Raw genomic sequence first — 22,656 nt, forward strand, 5'->3', positions numbered from 1 at the left:
TACATTAACATATATGCTTTCCTGGAAAATCCTGAGAAAAGCTGGCTCATATTGATAAAGCAAGACAAATACAAATACCAACATTCGCTATTCCCAGAAGTACAGGGGGCTTACTTTTGAAAAATAAAAATACCTGACTTGAATATCAAGAAGTTAGAGATATGAATTTAAACTAGATCCGGTTTCCCGGACAACAATGATTGTATAACTTGAATAAAGTACAGAGTACTTAAATAGGTTCTTTAGGATTAAGAACCGAAAAAGAGCGCATTAAAAAGTTCGGGTTCTGTTGCTTTGACAACCTGGAGTTTGCGGCAGTGTGGGTGGTTTACTGTACAAACGGTTTGTTTTTTTGAGTTTTACGAGGTATTCATGATTGGTTTTATTTTGATGTTTATGGATTTAAGATGCTTAAAGGTAAAAAAGGGTTGCGTTTAAACAAGTTTTTAGGCTTATGTTTAGTAACAGATTTGTTTGTCATTGGTTATTCTATGCGGGACGCGGAATACTGAACATTCCGATCATCAGATTCCAGATACTGGATCGTTGGATATTGGTTATTCGAAATTGCTTATTGGATATTCGTTGCGGGATATACTTGATAGTCCAAACTCATTGCTCAGAACTTTTACCTTTTGCCTTTCAACTTTTGCCTTATCGCAGGGTGAGACCATCAACGACTAAAACGGCAGCTTCCCTAAATCCAGGTTACCACCCGAAAGAATAATACCCACTTTTTTGCCCTGCACATCCACTTTCTTTTCAAGGATAGCAGCCAGCGGCACTGCAGATGATGGTTCGATAATAATTTTCATACGCTCCCAGATCATACGCATAGCTCCCACTATACTTTCTTCCGAAACGGTTACGATATCATCTACTTTTTCCAGTATGATTGCAAAGTTTCTTTCTCCTAAAGAAGTCAAAAGACCATCGGCAATCGTTTTCGGATTTTCTGAAGGTACCCACTTTTTAGAATGAAACGAACGATAAGCATCATCTGCTCCGGCAGGTTCGGCTGCCATTACTTTACAGCCAGGCAGCAAATGTTTGGATGAAATAGCTGTTCCGCTTAACAAACCTCCCCCACCAACGGGCGCCATCATCACATCAAATTCGCCCTGGTCTTCAATTAATTCTTTAGCCGCTGTTCCCTGCCCGGCAATTACATAAAAATTATTGTAGGGATGAATTTCGGTAGCGCCGGTTTCTTCAATCACTTGCGCCAGCGTACTTTCGCGCGCCTGCAAGGTAGGCTGGCAAAAGGTAATTTTCGCGCCATAACCGGCAACGGCTTTCTTTTTTATCTCGGGTGAGTTTTCGGGCATTACAATATGTGCTGCTATTCCACGCATTCGCGCTGCCAGCGCCAGTGCTGCCGCATGATTTCCCGAAGAGTGTGTTGCCACTCCTTTTTGTGCCTCTTCCTCACTTAACGAAAATACGGCATTACACGCCCCACGAAATTTAAAAGCTCCAACCTTTTGCAGGTTCTCACACTTAAAAAACAGTTCGACACCAACAATTTGATTGATACTCACCGATGATAAAACCGGTGTTCGGTGTGCGTATTTTTGTACGATTTTGTGTGCTCGCTCAACGTCGGAATAATTCGGAATATTCATGGTTTGGTATTGCTCAGTTTTTCATTTAACAAATCGTAGTCGGTGTTGTATATAGACTGCCTCGACAATTCGCGCAAACGCTTTAATCCCGAAATGTAGAGGTAAACCACAAAGCCCACAAAAACAATGGTTAACCAGCCAATTTCAGTAAAAAGGATAAAATCGTAAATACCATGCAGCAGGATGGGAAACAGCAGCGCCTTTTGTTTCAGGCTTTGGCGTTGTTTTTCGTAAAACTTTGCCAGCCCAAAATAAAAGCCCATTGTAATTCCAAAAATAGCATGAGCCGGTACAGCAGTTATTGCCCGCATAATTCCGGTACTCAATCCGCCATCCATTACGTAAAGTATATTCTCAACGGCGGCAAATCCCAGCGAAACATAAACGGCATAAACAATTCCGTCGAACTTTTCATTGAACTCCGGGCTCTTCCAGATCAGGAGATACAACGCCAGGTATTTAAACAGCTCTTCCGAAAAAGCGGCAACGGCAAATGCTTTCCATGCCGCGGCAAACAACCACGGAAACAACACCGTAAAGCGGTCTAAAAAACGTTCGAGAAATAATATGGGAATTACGGTTAATCCTCCTACAAGCAGCGCAAACAGCAACAAACGCAAGGGTTCTTTTTCATATTTGTCGCGAAAATAAATATAAGCCGCAATAACAACCACAGGAGCCAGCGAAAGTACCAGGAGATTCATAGCTTGCTAGTTTACATCGTTGAAAAAGAAAGCCTGCACACCTTTTACTCCCGGACGGTATTTAAAAACGCCTCCGGCATGTGGCCATTTCTCCAGTTCCTCTTTACTGGTAGCTTCCCTTGCCGAAGTGATATAGAGCGTTCCCATATCTTCGTCGCCAAAAGCACACGAGGTAATGTTTTTGGCAGGTACTTCAATTTTATCGATCAGCTCGCCGGAAGCAGGATTCCAGCAGCCAACTGCCGAACCGCCCCACAAAGCCACCCACAGGTTATCGTTTTCGTCGATGGTCATTCCATCGGGCGAACCCAATTCCGAGGGCACATTTACGGCCACCTCCGGGTTTGAAATTTCGCCCGTGGCATCGTCGTAATCGTAAGCCATAACTTTTTGTGTAGGCGTATCGATGTAGTACATTTTTGTTTTATCGGCCGACCAAACAATACCATTCGAAATGCTCACCTTATCCACCATTTTATGAATGGTTGTATCCGGATCGAAACGGTACAAAGCAGCCACTTCCTTGTCGCCACTCAGGCTTATAGTGCCTGCCCAAAAACGCCCTGAAGGATCGCATTTCCCGTCGTTAAAACGGTTATCGGGCAAATCAGCTTCGGGATCAACCAACAATTTTTTCGCCCCGGTTTCCATATTAAAATGATAAATTCCGTTTTGCAGGGCAACCAGCGCATTGCCACTTTCTGTGGGCACTACCGTACCAATCATTTGCCCCGTAAACATTTCCTTGTTGTAACCCGTGGCCGGATTGTAAACGTTCAGGATTTCCTTTTTAATATCAACCCACATCAATTCGCCGCTTTTATAATTCCAGATCGAACCTTCGCCAAGAGTTGATTGTGTATCCAGCACTAATTCAGCTTGTTTTGTTTTTGGTTCTGAACAGCTAAACAGCAACAATACGATTGAAAGAAATAAAACGGAATGCTTCATAATTATTGGTTTTCCGGTTATCGGCGTTCTACATCACCCAAATTTACTAAATACTTTTAATCAGGTCGCGCATAATAAGCGTCATTTTAGGTTCGGCTTTCATGGCAACCTCCTGAACTTCTTCATGCGAAATTTCTACAATCTCGCCGGGAACGCCGCTGTCGGTAACAATCGAAATTCCGAAAACGCGCATACCCATGTGGCGGGCCACAATTACTTCGGGCACGGTTGACATGCCCACAATATCGCCACCTAAAATGCGGAACATCTTGTATTCGGCAGGCGTTTCGAAAGTCGGTCCTGATACGCCAACGTAAACACCTTCTTTTACATCGATATTATTTTGCAGCGCAATCAGTTTGGCTTTGTTGCGCAGGCGTTGGCTATACGGCTTGCTCATATCGGGGAAACGCGGGCCGAGTTCGTTATTGTTTTTTCCGCGCAGAGGATGCTCGGGGAAAAAGTTAATATGATCGGTAATCAGCACAATTTCGCCAACATGCCAATCGGGATTTAAACCACCACTGGCGTTCGATACAAATAGGTTAGTTACGCCCATAAACTTCATCACACGCACCGGAAAAGTTACTTCTTTCATGTCGTAACCTTCGTAATAATGAAAGCGGCCCTGCATGGCCAGAATTTCCTTATCGCCCAGTTTCCCGTATATCAATCGTCCGGCATGGCCATCGACGGTTGATACCGGGAAGTTTGGAATTTCGGTGTACGGAATTGAATCGATAATCTCGATTTCGTTTACCAACCCGCCAAGACCGGTTCCCAAAATAATTCCTACCTCAGGACTTGCCTGAATTCTTTCTTTTATGAAGCTCGCGGTTGCTTTTATTTTCTCCAACATAATTTAATATCTTCTTGTTAAACGATTTTTTTTCTTCTTCAAGGAAATCAATTTTTACCGGCAGATAATACATGGCTTTTTTCAACTCATCACTTAGCTCGCCGATGTCTTTAAAACGCATAGCATCCTTTTCGGTTGTAACAATTAACTTTCTTTCTGATTTTATTTCACTAAATTTCTTCTCAATCTCGCGAATATCGGCTATACTGTAGGAATGATGATCGGGAAAAGTTAATGTTTCCATATTTGTTCCCATCTTACGAATAAAGGAATGCATTTGTTTTGGCCAGGCAATTCCGGTAACCACCAACATGTGGCAGGCTACGTCTTTATAACTTGCTTCATCAATTTCTGGCGCATCAAACACGGGCTGCAAAGTACCATAAACCAGGCGCGTAAAATACAAACTCTGATAAGGCAACAGGTTTACATCATTCCCCAAGATCCGGCGCATTATTGGCGTTACCTCTTCGGGGCATTTGGTAAACAGGATAATATTGGCCCGGCGCATTTGCGAAGCACCTTCGCGCAACCGACCAAGCGGCAGCAACGAATCGTTTTTTATCTGACGATTGTAATCGATAAGCAAAATGTTTATCCCCGGGGTAATCCTTCGGTGCTGAAAAGCATCGTCGAGCAACACCACATCCGGTGTTTTCTCGTTATTGGCTTCGAGCAGTTTTTCCACACCCGAAACACGGTTTTCGCATACCGAAACAGTAGCCTCCGGAAATTTATTCTTTATTTGCAGCGGCTCGTCGCCCACTTCCTGCGCTGTTGAATCAGTTTCAACCAAACGAAAACCTTTTGTTTTACGTTTGTAGCCCCGGCTTAAGGTAGCCACCTCGTACTTTTCTTTTAATAAACTTACCAGGTACTCAACATGTGGCGTTTTTCCGGTTCCTCCAACAGTAATATTCCCGATTGAAATTACGGGCACATCAAACTCCCTTGAGTTGAATATTTTAAGATCGTAGGCGCGGTTACGCAGAAAAACAACAATTCCGTACAACCAGGACAACGGATATAACAAAATTTTTATCATAAATGTTATTCAAAATAGGTGGCTAAGATAATAAAAAAGGATGCACCATAAATAATGACACATCCTTCAATTTTATTGCTATAAAATCTTAATTCAGATAAATATCGTAAGGCATACGAGCGTAAATACCATTCATTTCCGAAGCTTTTTTCAGGTGCTCATAATAGCGGTATTTCTCACCCAATTCGCTTTTTAGAATGCGTACTTTTACGTTTCCGCCCAGCTTAAACATTTCTTCAAACGGATTGGATAATGCAGGTAGTGAAACGGTACGATAATCTTCCAATCCTTCCATTTCAACAGCCAGTTTTATGGCGTCTTCCAAACCACCGAACTCATCGATCAAACCAATTTCCTTAGCATTTTCGCCACTCCAAACACGGCCCTGTCCAATGTTATCCACATCCTCTTTGGTCATGCCCCGGCCATCGGCAACATGCGAAAGGAAAGTATCGTAACCAATTGAAATATAATTTGTCATTCGTTGCTTTTCGTACGGAGTCATTGGGCGCATTAACGAAACAAAGTTCGAATGTTCGTTGGTGCCAACAGCATCGGTAGTAATTCCAAGTTTGTCGTTCATCAGTTCGCCAAAGTTTGGAACCTGACCAAAAATACCGATCGAGCCGGTGATTGTATTCGGGCTGGCAACAATTTTATCGGCCGGGCACGAAATATAATAACCACCCGATGCTGCCACATCGCCAAACGAAACTACCAATGTTTTTTCTTCGGCAGCCAGTTTCACTTCGCGCCAAATGGTTTCTGAATCGAACACGGCACCGCCGGGAGAATTAACACGCAACACAATCGCTTTATACGAACTATCCTGGCGTACTTTACGAATTTCTTTACCCAGTTTATCGCCGCTAATTCCTTCGTCGGCACTTACAGAAGTTCCTATCTCGCCACTGGCATAAATAACCGCAACTTTATTTCGGCTGTACTTTTTGCTTTGTCCTTTTACCGGAACTTTAACATAGTCTTTCACGCTCACCACCGGAATTGCTTCTGTTCCCTCAATGCCGGTAATTTCGCGCATATCGTCAAGCACTTCGTCGCGGTATTTTGCCGCATCAATCAACCCGTTTGCCACCATATCATTGGCTTTTTTGTAGGTCTGTGCTTCATCGGCCAGCGCATTTAGTTTTTCAACCGAAATATTGCGGGTTTCCGAAATTCCTTTCAACATATGATTCCACAGGCTATTCATGTAAACCAGTCGCTGCTCGCGGTTGGCCTCGCTCATTTTATCCAGCATAAAGGGCTCAACAGCTGATTTAAATTTATTGTTCGGCCCACGAATAATCTGCATTTCAACCCCCAGTTTTTCAAGGGCATTTTTGTAGAACATCAGTTCGCTGCTCAAGCCACGAAAATCGAGAAAAACTTCAGGGTGCAAAACAATTTGATCGGCAACTGTGGCCACATAATACCCTTTTTGGTCCAACATCATCTGGTCGGCAACGGCGTAAATCGGCTTATCGCAACTGTCTTTAAAAGCGATTAAATAATTTCTTATCTCTTCAACCGAGGCAAAACCGCCATTTGTAACCGACAGTTTCAGGTAAACACCTTTAATTCGATCATCGTTGGCCGCTTTCTTTAACGACTCGCTAATGTTATCCAGCCCAATTGTTTTTATCGAGCTAAAAATTCCGGGTAGTTCCAAATCTTCAAAAGGATCATTTGGAGCACGATCGACAATACTTCTGCTCAGATCGATAACCAGCATCGATTGGTCGGCTACTGTAATTTCTTTATCGGCCGAGGCAATAATTGCCCCAAAAACGATAAACATCAGAAAAATACCAATTAACGATATGGCCAGGAAACCAACAATGGTTGCTAATACGTATTTGAAGAATTCTTTCATATTTTTGTAATTTTATTAATATTCCAGTTTAGAGAATGAGTACCATTTTAAGCAAGGAATTACAAATATAAGATACAATGAACAAGGTGTTTCTTGGAATAGGCGGAAATATTGGCGACAAGCATAAAAATTTTAAACGCATCCTTGAACTAGTTGAGATAAAACTAGGAAAAATAATTGAAAAGTCATCGATTTATGAAACACCACCGTGGGGTTTTCATAGCGAAGATGTGTTTTGGAACCAGGTTTTAGTTATTGAAACCAAACTTGAAGCGGAAGAACTTTTATGGCGCATCCATGAAATTGAAGCCGATTTTGGCCGAAAACGTGGCAACGAACGCTACTCGTCGCGCGAAATGGATATTGACATCCTGTATTTTAACGACGAGTTTATGGAGTCGCCAGACCTGATCGTTCCTCATCCGCGCATTCACGAACGACGGTTTGTACTGGTTCCGCTGGTTGAAATTGCCCCGAAAATGAAACACCCGCTTCGGCGTTTAACCAGCATTGAAATGCTGGAAAACTGCCTCGACAAATCGGTGATTAAAAAAGTTGAAATGGACGAAAAAACTGAATGATGAATTTCGATTAACGATTTTTGATTGCGGATTGGGAAAATCACTCCACTGTCATCGGCGCATCTACCTCATTTTGCCTTAATTACCAGTATTAAGTCAACCATCTAACGTGGTTACGTCATTCCGAATTTATTTCAGTATCCGCAAAGAAATAGCGATTCCGAAACAAGTTCGAATGACGTTCCTGTAATTTAAAACTTTACATTACACGAGAAACAACAGAAATTACATATACAATTTTGTACGTAGTATAAAATAATCACGATCACTCCTGAATTCCCTGCGTCCAGTCTGAATCGTATAAGTAATCGTTATACGGAAAACGTTGCGAATGAATTCCCTTCACCTTTTCGTACAATTCGATTTTGAACTCCTCGATGTTCGTTTTTTCTTTAGCTGAAATAAACAAGGCCGGCGTATTACTTTTTGCCATCCACGAGCCTTTCCATTCTTCAAGAGTAAAATTATCTTTTGTTCGTGGCGAGAGATCATCCTCTTCTTTTTCCTCGTAAGTAAAAGCATCAATTTTATTAAAGATGTAGAAAGCAGGTTTGTCTCCTGCACCAATCTCTTCAAGCGTGCTGTCAACGGTTTCAATCTGCTCTTCAAAACCCGGGTGCGAAATATCAACAATGTGCAGCAAAATATCTGCCTCGCGCACCTCGTCGAGTGTTGATTTAAACGACTCAACCAATCCGTGTGGCAATTTGCGAATAAAACCAACGGTGTCGGCCAAAAAGAAAGGCAGATTCCCGATTACCACTTTTCGAACAGTAGTATCGAGTGTGGCAAAAAGTTTGTTCTCGGCAAACACTTCCGATTTGGCCATCATATTCATAATGGTTGATTTACCCACGTTGGTATAACCCACTAAAGCCACGCGCACCATTTTACCTCGGTTTTTGCGCTGGGTGGCTTTTTGTTTGTCGATTTTTACCAACTGAGTTTTTAATCGGCTTATTTTATCAAGAATAATACGGCGGTCGGTTTCAATCTGCGTTTCACCCGGGCCACGCATCCCAATACCTCCGCGCTGACGCTCGAGGTGAGTCCACATTCGGGTTAATCGCGGCAGCAAATACTGGTACTGCGCCAACTCTACCTGTGTTTTTGCGTGAGCCGTTTTTGCCCGTTTTGCAAAGATATCGAGAATCAGGTTGGTACGATCGAGGATTTTACACTCCAATTCGCGTTCAATATTTCGCAATTGCGTTGGAGTAAGCTCGTCGTCGAAAATTACCGTATCGGCCTCAACAACCTTTATGTACTGATTTATTTCATCGAGTTTTCCCGGGCCAACAAAAGTTGCTTTATTGGGAATATCCAGTTTTTGGGTGAATTTTTTTAATACTTGCGCACCCGCAGTATCGGCCAAAAACTCCAACTCGTCGAGGTACTCTTTTGCCTGACGTTCATCCTGATCCTGGTTGATCAGTCCCACAATAACCGCTTTTTCTGTAATAGGTGCTGTTTCTATCATACTTTATTTTTTTCAAAAAAAAACTCCTGCTTCTAACGAAACAGGAGTGCAAAAATATTGTTTTTTATTTGTTACTGCAACACGAAGTTAATTGGTACCGTGTACGATACGTTAACCGGTTTTCCTCGCTGTTTACCTGGCTTCCATGCAGGAAGCGCATTTACCACACGAAGGGCTTCTTTATCCAACGAAGGGTCAACTCCCCTTGCGATTTTAGCATCGGTAACTTTTCCTGTTTTACTTACTACGAAAGTTACATATACTTTACCTTGAATACCGTTTTCCTGTGCAATTACAGGATACTTGATAGCATTGGCAATATATTTACGCAATGCAAGGTCTCCACCCGGGAATTCCGGCATATCTTCTACAATAAAGAATACCTGAGCTTCTTCCTCTTCTTCTTCCTCAACTGTTTCGATAACAGGAGCAACGTCGATTACAGTTTCTTCGTCGGCTTCTGTATCTTCAATTTCCAGCTCGTCTTCAATCTCTACATCATCGTCAACAATGTTCAACACCTCGATAACTTTTGGTGGTGGAGGTGGTGGAGGTGGTTTAACCTCTTGCTCACGAGTAATAGGGATAATCTCTTCTTCAACTTCCGCGGTTTGGATCTGACCAAGGTCAGCAGCTTTTGATGGTTTCGTAGTCCACTCAAAAGCCAGCAGCGAAAGCCCCAACGCGACAACTAATCCAATCAGCCAAAACATATTTTTTTTGGCTTCCAGATCAGCTTTTGGTGTTTTTTTAAGTTCCATACTTAATTATTTTATTTGTTTTATTTGATTTTTTTGCCCTTCAAAATCGGGGCTTAAAGATAAAAAATAATCTTCACATGCAAGTGAATTTTAATTTCATTTCAATTTTCTATTGCAATATAAAATTAATGGGTACAGTATAGCGCACTTTCACTGCCTTGTTGCCCTGTTTCCCGGGCTTCCACTGTGGCATCGATTTCACTACGCGAAGTGCTTCGCGGTCAAGCGATGCATCGACTCCCCGAGCCAGAGTAACGTCATAAATGTCCCCATTTTCATCAACTACAAAGGCTACAAATACCTTGCCTTTAATTCCATTTTCCTGCGCAATTAACGGGTACTTAACGTTTTTCGATAAAAAGCTTAACAAAGCAGCCTGTCCTCCCGGAAATTCGGGCATCGTTTCCGCAAAGTCTAAAATTGCACTCAACTCCTCCTCGCCCTCATCTTTGCCGTAATCCATTATTTCTCCCAAATCAATAACTACAGGTTCTTCCGGTTCTTCTCCTTCCCATATTAATTCATCAACTGGCTTTTCACCATCATCAATAACTTTAAAAACAGGTACTTTGATGATTGGTTTTTCGGGCTCATTTTTTTCAGGTGGCGTACTTGGAATAACCAGGTATTCGGGAGGCATATAATCCCGACTTCCCTGAACAATCAGTGCTTTTCGTGCGGGTTGTTTCCACTCGAATGCAAACAATATAAAACCAAGCGCTACTACCAAACCAATCAGGAACAAGGTAGTTTTTTTACTTTCAAGATCAGCTTTCTTTGTTTTTTTAGATTTCATGGGTTTAAATTTTATTGGATTGTTTAATAAATCAAAGAACGCCGGCTTCTTGTTTTCTGCAGTTACATTAATAATAGCAAAAACTTTACCAAAAAAAATATTTGATTGTTTCTAAAAAATATTTTTATATTTGCAGCCACGTTTTGGGGGATTAGCTCAGTCCCGAGTTTTAGAAAATTATAATTTTCATAAAACCCGAGGATCCTCGAAAAACTAAAAAATCAAAGATTTAAGTTTTTCGGGATTGGCTAGAACTTAAAAGACTTATCTGCGAAGATAAAAAGTTCAAAAATATTTTGGGGGATTAGCTCAGTTGGCTAGAGCGCTTGACTGGCAGTCAAGAGGTCACCGGTTCGACTCCGGTATTCTCCACTTAAAGGAGCAGTTCGAAAGGATTGCTCCTTTTTTTATGCAAATGTTACACCGAAAGCATAACATCAGTAAGCGAATCCTCGGGCTGGAGGTTCAGCTTTTTCCTTAATTTGTAACGGTGGTTTTCAACGCCACGGATGGAGATTCCCAATAACGGAGCAATTTCTTTCGACGATAAATTCATTCGCAGGTACGCACACAATTGCAGGTCGCTAGAGGTAAGGTCGGGATATTTGTTTTTCATCTTTTGGAAAAACTGTTCGTGTGCGCGCTCGAAATTGTTTTCAAAAATCTGGCGGTCGTCGCGGCTCGATATATTCTCATCAATTTTGTTGTTCAGGTAATTAAAATATTTGTCGGGGTAACGCGATCCCAGCTCTTCTTTTTGTTTCCGTACAATATTTTTCAGGTCGATCAGAAACTCGTTTTTACGAATAATGGCCATGGTAGAGTTTGCCAGTTCTTTACTTTTAAATCGCACTTCGCTTCGTAGTTTATCGTTTCGCAGGCGAATAAGTTCCTGTTCACGTTTTTCGTGTTGCAGTTGTTCTTTCTTTTGGGTTTGTTTTACCCCCCACCGCCGGAACAGCAAAAGCGCTCCGATTAAAATAAACATATACAGAAATATGGCCAGTTTGGTAGCCAACAGCGGTGGCAATATTTTAAAATCGAAAGTATAAATCTGGCTTTCGTTACCCCAGATGTCAACTGCTTTTACCTGTAGCTGGTACTCACCGCGTGGCAATCGTTCAAACTGAAATTCAGGCTCGGTCACACTGTCCGACCAGTCCTGATGTAAGCCCTGCAAAAAATACTTGTATGATACCGGAAATTCGTTGAGCATAGGAAAAGAAAAGCGGAATTTCACGTTGTTCAGCGTGTTTTTAATTTCGGGGTCATTGGTGTTAAGAGGTAAAAATACCGATCTCCCACCATTGCTTTGCAGCTCAATACTTCTTACCTCTGGCGCATACCGTCCAACCGTACTTGTGGCAGAGTCGCTTACCGAAGCATCAAGAAAAGCTAAACCATTTTGCAGGCACAAAATACTGGTGTATTGATTTACCGGAAGTAAATTTTCGAAACCTTCAACCAACAACGGATCGTTAAACAACGTTGTTGGAAACTCTTTAACCAGTTTAACATCGGTTTGTACAATGGAGAACAGACCAATTGATGTCGGCTCGATAAACCAATAATAATTATTGGGCGCTTTTATTATTCGGCTGGCGGCTGCATACTTTCCCAAACTGGCGTTTAATGTATCGTACGGAAGAATGGAATTGGTAAGATCGTCGAAGGTATATAACTTTTCGCCGGTAGTAAATACAATGCGCTTTTCAATTTTAAATACATGTATGGAGTGGTCTTTCCCGAAAGTCTCTTCTCCAAAATATTCGGGTGCTCCCACCGCTTTTGTGCGTTCTTCATCCACCTGAATTTTAAAAATTCCGCGGTGCATGTGGCTGGCCCATATATTTCCTAAATGATCAAATTCAATATATCGAATAAGGTTCGTAAAATCTTCGATATAATTTCGGAACTCTATACCCTCATTGGTTTTATTGTAAACAATAATTCGGTTGTAAGTTGACTGCAAAAGCAATTCGGGATGAAGCGGATCCTGTACAAAATTGAAAGCTCCGCCTTCGTTCGAGATTACTCTTTTCTTCCCTTTTTTTAAAGCGAAACTTCCCTGGTTGTGACCAATTAATAGTTCATTGTCAATTACTTTCAAATCCCATATCTGGTCTTGCGTGCCCTGAACAAGTTGAATTTCATCGTTATCCAAATCAAGCGATGCTTCAAACAAACCCTGGTTGGTACCGAGGTATAGTTTATCCTCGAAAATGGCTGTTGAGTAAATCGCACCCGCACCCGGTAAGTTTTTAACCACAAAACTTTTGTTGGGGTTGTCGGCTACAAAACCAATTCCAATATCAAGTGCCAGCCAGGTATTCCCGCGTTCATCGGTAGCAATGCCCAATACCGTATTGTTAGGCAAACCATTTCTCGAATTTACTTTTGTTATCAGTTTCCCAAACCGATCAAAAACAACAATTCCGTCAACCAGCGAACCAATAATATATTGTCCGCTTTTGTTACGACAAGCCCGGTTTAATTCGTTCTCAATAAAATATGATGTCCATTCATCATTCCATTGCTTTAGTTTTATTCCATCCCAAAGAAAAATTCCTCTGTCGGCGGTACCAATCAGCAGGGTCTCATTAGCTCCGGGTATAATAAATTTAACGGTTGTACCTATCAGGGCATCGTCGAAAATAATTCGAATTACCTCATCGTTTTCAATTTCCCATATTCCATTGTCTCTGATCGCCACCAATACCCGATCGTTTACCTGGTTCATGACCGAAATGCCACCACCAAGAAGCAAGGAATATATACTGTCGCTATGATAGGTGAGTATATTGCCAAACGATTGAAAATAGACATAATCGTTTTTAACAGCAATGTTCCAAAACTCCAGATTGGGATTTTCTTCAAAAAACTCTTCCGCTTTTGGGTTGAGCGAAGTGTAAACCAGTTCTCCGGTTGGATTCGTTTTCCAAAAACCCAGCTCCATATAACCACCGGTATAAACAACCGAGTCGGCAACAGCTTTTACCGAGCGCACAATGGTATTGTTGGGCAGCCGGTTCATCATCCAGTTAGTTCCGTCGAACGAAAGAAGCCCCGAGTGATTGGCAAAATAAACCATACCATCGCCGGCAATACCAACGCCCCAGTTTTGCCGGGCTCCTTTATAGATTGTCTGGTCAAATTTCACCACTCCCGTTTCCTCTTCCAAAGCCATAGAAGTGATCGCCCAAACCACCAAAAAGATGGTTACAATCATCGATTTTGTTCCGGTTCTAAACATCAAATGTTTTTGATTTAACAGCTAATAAAAGGATCGAGTTCCTGCATTTTCTACTCCAAACCCCATTTTTTGCGAAATAAATAAAATTAAATGTATAAAAAAATAAAAAGTTTTTATATACCGAACACCATTTTAAACTCTGTTTTACAACTACTTATGATTATTGTTTATTATACAGGATGAGGTAATAATGAGGTTGTTAAAGCGATTCACTTTGCCCCAAAGTATCAATAGTGTATTTATTTGATTGCTTTGCGCCATGCTGTCGCCGTAACTTTGAACTCAAACTAATTCAAATTTTGAAGTTATGCGAAAAACATTCTTTATTGTATTTCTCCTTTTTTCGATTTCAACCCTGTTTGCGCAGGATAGAATTTCTATCTCCGGCTCGGTGGTTGATGCAGACGGAATAACTCTGCCGGGAGTATCCGTTTTGGAAAAAGGAACAACTAACGGAGTTGTTACAGACATTGACGGCAATTATACATTGTCGGTAAAACAGGGAGCCACTGTAGTTTTTAGTTACATTGGTTTTTTATCTCAGGAAATAAATCCACAACAATCAGGCACAATCAACATTCAGTTACAGGAAGATGTAGTTGGCCTTGAGGAAGTGGTTGTAGTTGGTTACGGATCGATGAAAAAGGCCGATCTTACCTCTTCAATTTCCACAGTTAAAGCAGACGAACTGGTAAAAACACCTGCCGGACAGGCAATGCAGTCGTTACAGGGAAAAGTTGCCGGTGTACAAATTGTAAATTCCGGGTCGCCGGGTAGTTCACCAACAGTTCGTATTCGTGGTATCGGATCGTTTCCGGGAAGCAGTGATTCATCACCTTTGTATGTTGTTGACGGAATGTATTTCAACGACATCGATTTCCTTAACCCATCGGATATCGAAACCTTATCGGTTTTGAAAGATGCATCGGCATCGGCGATTTACGGTGTTAGGGCAGCAAACGGCGTGGTACTTATTACCACAAAAAAAGGTTCGTTAAACACACAAACCAGTATTACCTACGAAGGATACTATGGTATCCAGGTTCCGCAGAACGTGATGCAAATGGCCAACGCCGAACAATTCGTTGATTACGTTTACCAAACCGGATCGGCAGCCGACATTAGCTTTGTAGAAAATGCCATGCAGCGCTACGGCCGCAGCCGCGTAAACCCGAACGTACCCAACGTTAATACCGACTGGTATGCCGAGATTATGAAATCGCATGCCCGCCAGCAAAACCACTCGGTTTCGGTTTTGGGTGGTAACGATAAAACTTCATACTCGATGGGAGTGAGTTACTACGACCAGGAAGGTTTACTGGAAGCTGACGATCGATACAAAAGAATGAATATTCGGGCATCAATCGATCACCAGGCAAACAGCTGGTTAAAAACCGGGGTAAACTTTAATGTAAGTAACGGCACCCGCGATATTGCTGACGATGCAGCCTGGTTTAGTGCTTATCATGCTGTTCCAATCCTTCCGGTTTTCGACCAACAAAATTACGACGATTTGGTAGCACAAGGAATTGATTACCCAAGTAATTATTCGAGTGCACAATTATTAGATTACCGCGGTTCGCAAAACCCGTTTTTAAGTCTCGCTTACAATGAAAAACGACAAAATATTCGGAAAGTACTGGCCGGCGTTTATGCCGAGGCTGACTTACTTCCAAACCTGCTAAAGTTTAAGAGTACCTACAATTCTTCAATGATGTTTTTGAAAGAGCGTAGTGTTGGAATACCGTATTACATTACCAATTCAACAAAACGTACCTTGTCCTCAATTGAATCAATTAGGACAACTGATGTAAACCATTTCTTTGATAACACATTAACATACACCGACAGTTTTGGCGACCATAACATCACCGCAATGGCCGGTATGTCATACCGGGACGAATGGTATGATTACCTGCGTGGAAATGCTGAAGATATTCCATTGAATGAAAATGGATGGTACATTGACCAGTCGCAGTCCGAGTCGTCAAAACAAGTTTATGACGATGGCGAGCGTTTATACGGCATCTCTTATTTCGGACGAGTATCGTACAACTACAATAATAAATACATTGCTTATTTCACCATTCGCCAGGAAGGAACACAGAAGTACCAGGAGAAATGGGGTACTTTCCCTGCCTTTGGTTTAGGATGGGTAGTTACCGAAGAGAGCTTTATGGAAAATGTTGGTTTTCTCGGCTACCTGAAACTGAGAGGTGGCTGGGGAAAACTGGGTAACGATAAAATTGCCCGCCAGGATGGAGCAAATACTACCAATCCGGTTTATTTGGCTATCGACGATATGCAGGTTGACGGAACAACCACAACAAGCACATTTGGTTATTTGGGTTGGGAAACCGTAACCGGGACCAATGTTGTTTGAACGCCGAATTGCTTGGTAATCGTTTAACCATTGATGCCGACTACTTTATCCGCGACACGGAAGATGCGGCTATCCCGGTAAGTTTGAAATTGCAATCGGGAAGTGTTTTGCGTAACGTTGGTACTATCCGTAACTCGGGATTGGAACTTGCAGTAGGCTGGCGAAACGAAATTAACAGAGATTTTAGCTACAACCTTGGCGTGAACATTTCAACACTTAAAAACGAAGTGCGCGACCTTTACGGACAAACCTACATTAACGGCGGTTCGGCCGAGTTCAGACAACGTTCACAGATTGGTGAACCACTGCTTTCGTTTTATGGTTACGAAGTGGCAGGCATTTACCAAAACGAAGCTGAAATCAGCGCTGATCCGGTAGCCGTTGACAATTCTTTGGTTCCGGGCGATTTCAGATATGTGGATCAGAACAACGACGATGTGATCAACGACGACGACAAAGTATTCCTGGGTTCATACATTCCAACATTTACATACGGTGGGTTTATCGGTCTGAACTATAAAGACTTCGAATTCTCGATGAACATTATGGGCCAAACAGGTAATAAAATCCTTAACCGCAAACGTGGTGAGATCATCTGGACAAACGATACCAACATCGACGCCGATTTGGCCAAGGGATTATGGACCGGCGAAGGCACCTCAAATAAATATCCATCGGCTTCGGCACTTCGCCGCGGATGGAACCAGAACTTTAGCGATTACCTGGTTGAAGACGGAAACTTCTTCCGCATCCAGAACATTCAGCTGGCCTACAACATTGATGGCGAAAAGCTGTTTGGCGCGGGAATGCCCGATGCCAGAGTATTTGTAACTGCAGAAAAGCCGCTTACAGTATTTAAGTACAACGGATTTAATCCGGAAGTTAACAACGGTATCGACCGACAGTTTTATCCGGTACCGGCCGTTTACACAATTGGGGTAAATCTAAAATTCTAAACACTTTAAAACATGAAGAAGAAACTTTTAATAAAATATTTTGCACCCGTAATGTTAGTCGGGCTGCTATTGGTGTCAGTAATCGGATGTACCGACAAACTCGACCAACCTTTTGAGAACGAATCGTTTACCAGCGACGTGGATTATACCATTAGCGAAAATATGGTATTACCGTTAATGGGAGCCTATCAGGGATTATACACACGCTCGTGGGAAGAGCCGTTAACGCTGGGAATTCGTGGCGATGATGTAAATGCTGCAGGCGACCAGGTTCCTATGCAGGAACAGGATAATTATATGTACCAGGCCAGCCACTGGAATCCAAACTCAGTATGGCAGCTGCACTACAACGATATCGTGAATGTTTTTACGGCTATCGAAGAAATTAATAAGTACCGCGAAGCATCAGGTAACGATGCAATGGCCGATCAGTACATTGCCGAATGCCGTGTTATGCGTGGTTACCTTTACCTGAACATTGCCCGTACTTTTGGTGGTTGTATTGTTATCGACGAACTTGACAATATTCAGAATACACCAGTGAGCAATAAAGCTCAGGTAATGCAATATATTGTTGACGAAATGACCGATGCAATTCCAAACCTTCCTGATATGCATCCAAACAAACGTTCTGATATTCCTGGAGGAATGACTACTTACACAGCTTACGCAATTCAGGCATTGGCTTACCAGGAAATGGAAGATTACCAGGGAGTGGTAAATGCAACTTCGCAAATTATTAATTCGGGAGAGTTTAGATTATCCGACGACTTTTACCACCTGTTTAAAAAGGCAGGTAAACTGAATGATGAAAACATTATGGAATTCCAATATTCTGATTTTTACCAGGGAGAAGGCGATAATTCCAATTTCTTGTGGGCACCATTTGGAATTGGCGGATGGACACCCGTTGTAACAGGCGCCGGTGCCGGTTGGGGATTCTATGAGCCTACATTGAAATACATTGAATTTATGCTCGACAGAGGCGAAGTGGAACGACTGGAAACCAGTGTTATTTTCACTCCCGATGGAATTACCGAGTTGCAAAACGATTACGGTGAACTACCCGAGTGGATTGATAACACCAACCGCGAAGGCGACATTTTTAACAATAACGCACGTTTGAATTTTGTGAGTGGCAAACACAGTCAACCTTCTACTGAGTTGATTCCCGGGAGAACATCATACGGAAGTAACAAGAACTTTATTGTTATCCGTTACTCCGAAATGCTCCTTACCTATGCAGAAGCGCTTACACGTGGAGCATCAAGTAATATTTCAATGAGTGCCGACGATGCCGTGAACATGGTTCGTGCCCGTGCCGGATTAACCAACTTATCGGGGGTTACAACCCAAGATGTACTGGACGAGAAATTTGCCGAACTGGCGATGGAATGGGGAACACGTTTTTACGACATGGTACGTACCGAAAACACAAGCGCCCTTTCGTATGGAGGCCGAACATTTACAATGGACAAAGCCTATTTGCCATTTCCGGCCGATCAGGTTGCTGAATTACCACATTTGGAAGAAGGAATTGACTAAAACGATAAAACATGAAGACTTATAATAAATTATTTATACTTGCATTGATACTGTTTGCTTTCAATGCATGCGATCAGAACTACATCGATGGAATATCGGCTGTAGCCCCGGGAGCGGATGAAACAGCTCCACAGGTTACGATTAACTTTCCACCCGAAGGTTATGAAATTCAAACAAACGATGCTGTTGCTTCGGTAAATATCGACTTTGAAGTGCGTGACGATATTGAAATCGGGTCCATTTCGGTGAATATCGACGGCACCGAAATTGTGAGCTACTCTGACTTTATGGACTACCGCGTGGCAATGAGAACCTACACTTACGACAATGTAACAACTGGTTCGCATGTGTTAAGTGTTACTGCCACCGATCTTGATGGCAAAACAACAACAGCAACCGTAAACTTTGCCAAATCGCCGCCATACGTACCGCAATACGAAGGCGAAATTTTCTACATGCCGTTTAATAACGAGTTCCGCGAAATGAACAGCCTTAACCTGGCAACTGCAGTAGGAAGTCCTGGTTTTACCGATGGTATCCAGGGAGGTACTGCATACAGCGGAGCTGCTGATTCGTACCTAACATTCCCAGCTACAATTCTGCAGGGAGCAACCGAAGTTAGTGCAAGTTTCTGGCTGAAAGTTGATGCCAGCATGGACAGAGCGGGAATTTTAGTGGTATCACCTCCGGCTGACAACGATAACGACCGTACAAAAGGTTTCCGTTTCTTCCGCGAAAATGCAAGCGGTATGCAGCGTTTTAAATTGAATGTTGGTAATGGAGAATCAGACTCGTGGTTTGATGGTGGAGCTGCTGCCGATGTTGAACCAAATACAGGTGAGTGGACACACTTTGCATTTAGTATTTCAGAAACCAGCGCCGCTGTTTACATTAACGGAGAATTGGTTAGTGACGGTGATTTCTCAGGAATCGACTGGACCGATTGTGATGTGATTTCAATTATGTCGGGTGCTCCGAACTGGACCGGCTGGAGCCACCTTTCTGACGGTAGTTTAATGGATGAGTTACGTATTTTCAATACTGCGCTTACACAGGAAGAAATTCACACCATTATGCTGAAAGAACAAGCTTCTTTCTACATGGATTTTAACGGCGATTTTAAAGAAGCCATCAGTACCGCAGATGCTACAGTTGTTGGCAATCCATCAATTGATTATGGCGCCGGTGTTGAAGGCGATGCCTACCAGGGAGCGGCTGATTCGTACCTCACTTTCTCAACTGCTGATGTTGATGTTCAGGGAGAAGAATTCAGTGCAAGTTTCTGGTTGAATGTTAATGCAACACCAGACAGAGCTGGTATTTTGGTTATGGGACCAGAAGACACTGCCAATCCTGACGCGCAAAACGACAGAACAAGTGGTTTCCGTTTCTTCCGCGAAAATGCAGGTGGAATGCAACGCTTTAAACTTAATGCCGGTAACGGAACTGCAGACTCGTGGTTTGATGGTGGTACTGCCGCCGATGTTGACCCAACAACTGGCAACTGGGTGCACATGGCATTTGCCATTTCGGGTACCGAGGCGCGCGTTTATATAGATGGAGTTGAGGTTAAACAAGGTGATTTTTCTGGAATCGACTGGACCGGCTGCGACCTGCTTTCAATTATGTCAGGCGCTCCACGTTTTAATGGCTGGAACCACAACTCGGACGAAAGTCTGATGGACGAATTATACTTGTTCAAAAAAGCACTTTCGGCTGACGAAGTTGCTTTAATGATGCAAGACGGTTTATAGAGCACTATAAGGTAGTTTTAAGAATTGGCCCACCGTAATCTGCGGTGGGTCAATTCAAACTTTTTCTTTAATTTTCAAAAACTCTTATTGCTGATTCTGATGCGCATATTCCATAAATTACTATTGCTTTTTTTTGTAACAGGAATGATTGTTTCCTGCAGTAAGGATGATCCGGCGGAAGAACAACCGACGGAAAACCTGGCAATCACGTACGCTTATATTGGCGAAACAGCACTTTCTGCAAGTGGCGCCAATTCAAATGTTGCCATCGACGAAACGATTGAAATCCGTTTTAATACTGCGATAAATACAGTTTCTGCCGAGGCAAATATTAATTTATTCGACGCAGATAATAATCCTCTGGCATTAACATTTTCCTATTTCAACTCCAATCAATTGGTAAAAATCGATCATCAGGATCTGGATGAAAATGCAACTTATACATTGACGATTTCATCCGGCTTGAAAGGAGCAAACGAGGAGCCTTTTAATGGGCAATCGTATACCTTCTCTACACTCACAACACCACTGGTTTTAGAAAGTGTGCAAATAGATGAAGTAACCTACAATCCGCTGTCGCGAATTCTGGATATTAACCGAAAACCGGTGATCCAGCTACAATTTAATTCAGCCGTGTCAAAAGACGACATTTCCCTTTATTCGTCGTATTCAAGCAATGGAGCATCAGTAGCTTCAACTGTTAACCAGGTAAACGAACAAACAATTTCTGTTGAAATTTCGCAGGAACTGGAAGGTTTTAGTAAAACCGTTTTTTCCATTTCATCAGACATTGAAAATCGGATTGGCAAGCCTTTCGACGGGCTGGAACTGAACTTTTATACGCAAGCCGACACCACTCCTAAATTCCCGCAAATTTCAGACGAAGAATTATTAACGCTGGTTCAACGGCAAACTTTCAAGTATTTCTGGGATTTTGCACATCCGGTTTCAGGATTGGCACGCGAAAGAAATACATCAGGAAATACGGTTACCACAGGTGGTTCCGGTTTTGGTATAATGGCGATATTGGTAGGAATCGAACGCGGATTTATTACGCGTAAGCAAGGAGTTGACAGACTGGAAACCATTGTCGATTTTTTAACTGATGCCGACCGTTTTTATGGCGTATGGCCACACTGGTTAAACGGCGAAACCGGACAGACCATTCCGTTTAGCTCAAACGACGATGGTGGCGACCTGGTTGAAACCGCATTCATGATGCAGGGATTACTAACTGTGAGACAGTACCTGAATTCCGGCAATTCACAGGAATCTTCCTTAAAGGATAAAATCAACACACTTTGGGAAACCATTGAATGGGACTGGTACACACAAGGCGGACAAGACGTATTGTACTGGCACTGGTCGGAAAATAACGACTGGGCAATGAACATGAAAATAAGGGGCTGGAATGAGGCTCTTATTGTTTATATTCTCGCTGCTTCGTCGCCAACGCACACCATCGACAGAGATGTATACACCAAAGGCTGGGCGCGTGATGGCGACATGATTAACACAGATAATAATTCGTATTACGGCTACACCCTGCCATTGCGCAGCGACATGGGCGGCCCCTTGTTCTTTTCGCACTATTCGTTTTTGGGACTCGATCCACGAAACCTTTCTGATCAGTATGCCAATTACTGGGAGCAAAATGTAACGCACTCAAAAATAAATCAGGCCTACTGTGCCGATAATCCGCAAAACTATGTGGCATATTCTGATGAGTGCTGGGGACTTACGGCCAGCGATGGCTATTCCGGTTATTCGGCACACTCGCCAAACAACGACCGGGGCGTTCTTACTCCTACTGCGGCGCTGTCGTCGATGCCTTACACGCCTGAGGAATCGATGGAAGCTTTACGCTATTTCTACTACACACTTGGAGATAAATTGTGGGGAGAATATGGATTTTACGACGCTTTTGATTTTACCAACGGCTGGGTGGCCGACTCCTACCTTGCCATCGATCAGGGGCCGATTGTAGTGATGATTGAAAATTACCGGACCAACCTGCTTTGGGATCTGTTTATGTCGTGCCCTGAAGTACAAGCCGGATTAACAAAACTTGATTTTACGTATTAACA

16 protein-coding genes and 1 tRNA gene are annotated in these 22,656 nt (G+C 42.6%); 7 read left to right on the forward strand and 10 right to left on the reverse strand.

Translation table 11 applies throughout. The features are described 5' to 3' along the window. Positions 1 to 680: 680 nt before the first annotated feature. The 6 genes from BMW53_RS08225 to sppA all read right to left on the reverse strand — a co-directional run bounded on the left by BMW53_RS08225 (position 681) and on the right by sppA (position 7,060). Positions 681 to 1,625, reverse strand: a complete 945-nt coding sequence (locus BMW53_RS08225; RefSeq protein ID WP_038558362.1) for a pyridoxal-phosphate dependent enzyme — start codon at positions 1,623 to 1,625, stop codon at positions 681 to 683. Beyond that, positions 1,622 to 2,329 (reverse strand): PrsW family glutamic-type intramembrane protease, encoded by a 708-nt coding sequence (locus BMW53_RS08230; RefSeq protein ID WP_038558359.1) that lies wholly within the window; start codon positions 2,327 to 2,329, stop codon positions 1,622 to 1,624. Before BMW53_RS08230 ends, BMW53_RS08225 begins: the two co-directional genes overlap by 4 nt. Positions 2,330 to 2,335: 6 nt before the next feature. Further along, the gene (locus BMW53_RS08235) at positions 2,336 to 3,280 is read right to left on the reverse strand and encodes an SMP-30/gluconolactonase/LRE family protein (protein ID WP_081804825.1); all 945 of its coding nucleotides are present in this window, start codon (positions 3,278 to 3,280) and stop codon (positions 2,336 to 2,338) included. 46 nt (positions 3,281 to 3,326) lie between these two features. Further along, entirely contained in the window at positions 3,327 to 4,139 is an 813-nt protein-coding gene (locus BMW53_RS08240; protein WP_038558356.1) for a purine-nucleoside phosphorylase, read from the reverse strand. Further along, a complete protein-coding gene (gene lpxK, locus BMW53_RS08245; protein WP_038558354.1) occupies positions 4,078 to 5,184 on the reverse strand; it encodes a tetraacyldisaccharide 4'-kinase in 1,107 nt (368 codons plus the stop codon). Before lpxK ends, BMW53_RS08240 begins: the two co-directional genes overlap by 62 nt. 88 nt (positions 5,185 to 5,272) lie before the next feature. Further along, on the reverse strand, positions 5,273 to 7,060 hold the full coding sequence (gene sppA / locus BMW53_RS08250) for a signal peptide peptidase SppA (RefSeq protein ID WP_038558351.1): 1,788 nt from the start codon (positions 7,058 to 7,060) through the stop codon (positions 5,273 to 5,275). A 77-nt stretch (positions 7,061 to 7,137) separates the two neighbouring features. On the opposite strand from sppA, the gene folK reads away from it, so the two are divergent. After that, a complete protein-coding gene (gene folK / locus BMW53_RS08255; protein WP_038558349.1) occupies positions 7,138 to 7,641 on the forward strand; it encodes a 2-amino-4-hydroxy-6-hydroxymethyldihydropteridine diphosphokinase in 504 nt (167 codons plus the stop codon). Between the two features lie 265 nt (positions 7,642 to 7,906). Here folK and hflX read toward each other — a convergent pair whose 3' ends face one another. From hflX to BMW53_RS08270, 3 genes are all read right to left on the reverse strand, one after another. Continuing rightward, complete coding sequence (hflX, locus tag BMW53_RS08260) at positions 7,907 to 9,121, reverse strand: GTPase HflX (RefSeq protein ID WP_038558347.1); 1,215 nt, start codon at positions 9,119 to 9,121, stop codon at positions 7,907 to 7,909. 71 nt (positions 9,122 to 9,192) lie between these two features. Further along, positions 9,193 to 9,882 (reverse strand): energy transducer TonB, encoded by a 690-nt coding sequence (locus tag BMW53_RS08265; RefSeq protein ID WP_038558345.1) that lies wholly within the window; start codon positions 9,880 to 9,882, stop codon positions 9,193 to 9,195. A gap of 109 nt (positions 9,883 to 9,991) precedes the next feature. Further along, positions 9,992 to 10,678 carry an energy transducer TonB gene (locus BMW53_RS08270; protein ID WP_038558343.1) on the reverse strand — a complete coding sequence of 229 codons (687 nt, stop codon included), beginning with the start codon at positions 10,676 to 10,678 and terminating at the stop codon, positions 9,992 to 9,994. 298 nt (positions 10,679 to 10,976) lie between these two features. On the opposite strand from BMW53_RS08270, the gene BMW53_RS08275 reads away from it, so the two are divergent. Further along, positions 10,977 to 11,050: transfer RNA gene (locus BMW53_RS08275), tRNA-Ala, on the forward strand. A 46-nt stretch (positions 11,051 to 11,096) separates the two neighbouring features. Here BMW53_RS08275 and BMW53_RS08280 read toward each other — a convergent pair. Beyond that, entirely contained in the window at positions 11,097 to 13,931 is a 2,835-nt protein-coding gene (locus BMW53_RS08280) for a helix-turn-helix and ligand-binding sensor domain-containing protein (protein ID WP_038558341.1), read from the reverse strand. A gap of 307 nt (positions 13,932 to 14,238) precedes the next feature. Here BMW53_RS08280 and BMW53_RS08285 point away from each other — a divergent pair, with 307 nt between their 5' ends. The 5 genes from BMW53_RS08285 to BMW53_RS08300 all read left to right on the forward strand — a co-directional run bounded on the left by BMW53_RS08285 (position 14,239) and on the right by BMW53_RS08300 (position 22,654). Next, positions 14,239 to 16,314, forward strand: coding sequence for a SusC/RagA family TonB-linked outer membrane protein (locus BMW53_RS08285; protein WP_245749024.1), 2,076 nt, complete (start codon positions 14,239 to 14,241; stop codon positions 16,312 to 16,314). Further along, positions 16,311 to 17,270, forward strand: a complete 960-nt coding sequence (locus BMW53_RS21270) for a hypothetical protein (RefSeq protein WP_245749025.1) — start codon at positions 16,311 to 16,313, stop codon at positions 17,268 to 17,270. The genes BMW53_RS08285 and BMW53_RS21270 overlap by 4 nt, the downstream gene beginning before the upstream one ends. A 12-nt stretch (positions 17,271 to 17,282) precedes the next feature. Continuing rightward, a complete protein-coding gene (locus tag BMW53_RS08290; protein WP_038558339.1) occupies positions 17,283 to 18,815 on the forward strand; it encodes a RagB/SusD family nutrient uptake outer membrane protein in 1,533 nt (510 codons plus the stop codon). Between the two features lie 11 nt (positions 18,816 to 18,826). Then, positions 18,827 to 20,569: a LamG domain-containing protein gene (locus BMW53_RS08295; RefSeq protein ID WP_038558338.1), complete on the forward strand. Its 1,743-nt coding sequence runs from the start codon at positions 18,827 to 18,829 to the stop codon at positions 20,567 to 20,569. Positions 20,570 to 20,668: 99 nt separating this feature from the next. After that, positions 20,669 to 22,654: a glucoamylase family protein gene (locus BMW53_RS08300; RefSeq protein WP_038558335.1), complete on the forward strand. Its 1,986-nt coding sequence runs from the start codon at positions 20,669 to 20,671 to the stop codon at positions 22,652 to 22,654. The last annotated feature ends 2 nt before the right edge of the window (positions 22,655 to 22,656 follow it).

Source organism: Draconibacterium orientale (assembly GCF_900111425.1).
Taxonomy (GTDB): Bacteria; Bacteroidota; Bacteroidia; order Bacteroidales; family Prolixibacteraceae; genus Draconibacterium; species Draconibacterium orientale.

Bases quoted from the DNA above. Each gene is read 5' to 3' on its own strand.
- BMW53_RS08280 (WP_038558341.1), bottom strand. From the start codon at position 13,931: ATGTTTAGAACCGGAACAAAATCGATGATTGTAACCATCTTTTTGGTG.
- lpxK (WP_038558354.1), bottom strand. From the start codon at position 5,184: ATGATAAAAATTTTGTTATATCCGTTGTCCTGGTTGTACGGAATTGTT.
- sppA (WP_038558351.1), bottom strand. From the start codon at position 7,060: ATGAAAGAATTCTTCAAATACGTATTAGCAACCATTGTTGGTTTCCTG.
- BMW53_RS08270 (WP_038558343.1), bottom strand. From the start codon at position 10,678: ATGAAATCTAAAAAAACAAAGAAAGCTGATCTTGAAAGTAAAAAAACT.
- BMW53_RS08300 (WP_038558335.1), top strand. From the start codon at position 20,669: ATGCGCATATTCCATAAATTACTATTGCTTTTTTTTGTAACAGGAATG.
- BMW53_RS08265 (WP_038558345.1), bottom strand. From the start codon at position 9,882: ATGGAACTTAAAAAAACACCAAAAGCTGATCTGGAAGCCAAAAAAAAT.
- folK (WP_038558349.1), top strand. From the start codon at position 7,138: ATGAACAAGGTGTTTCTTGGAATAGGCGGAAATATTGGCGACAAGCAT.
- BMW53_RS08235 (WP_081804825.1), bottom strand. From the start codon at position 3,280: ATGAAGCATTCCGTTTTATTTCTTTCAATCGTATTGTTGCTGTTTAGC.
- BMW53_RS08295 (WP_038558338.1), top strand. From the start codon at position 18,827: ATGAAGACTTATAATAAATTATTTATACTTGCATTGATACTGTTTGCT.
- hflX (WP_038558347.1), bottom strand. From the start codon at position 9,121: ATGATAGAAACAGCACCTATTACAGAAAAAGCGGTTATTGTGGGACTG.
- BMW53_RS08230 (WP_038558359.1), bottom strand. From the start codon at position 2,329: ATGAATCTCCTGGTACTTTCGCTGGCTCCTGTGGTTGTTATTGCGGCT.
- BMW53_RS08285 (WP_245749024.1), top strand. From the start codon at position 14,239: ATGCGAAAAACATTCTTTATTGTATTTCTCCTTTTTTCGATTTCAACC.
- BMW53_RS08290 (WP_038558339.1), top strand. From the start codon at position 17,283: ATGAAGAAGAAACTTTTAATAAAATATTTTGCACCCGTAATGTTAGTC.
- BMW53_RS08240 (WP_038558356.1), bottom strand. From the start codon at position 4,139: ATGTTGGAGAAAATAAAAGCAACCGCGAGCTTCATAAAAGAAAGAATT.
- BMW53_RS08225 (WP_038558362.1), bottom strand. From the start codon at position 1,625: ATGAATATTCCGAATTATTCCGACGTTGAGCGAGCACACAAAATCGTA.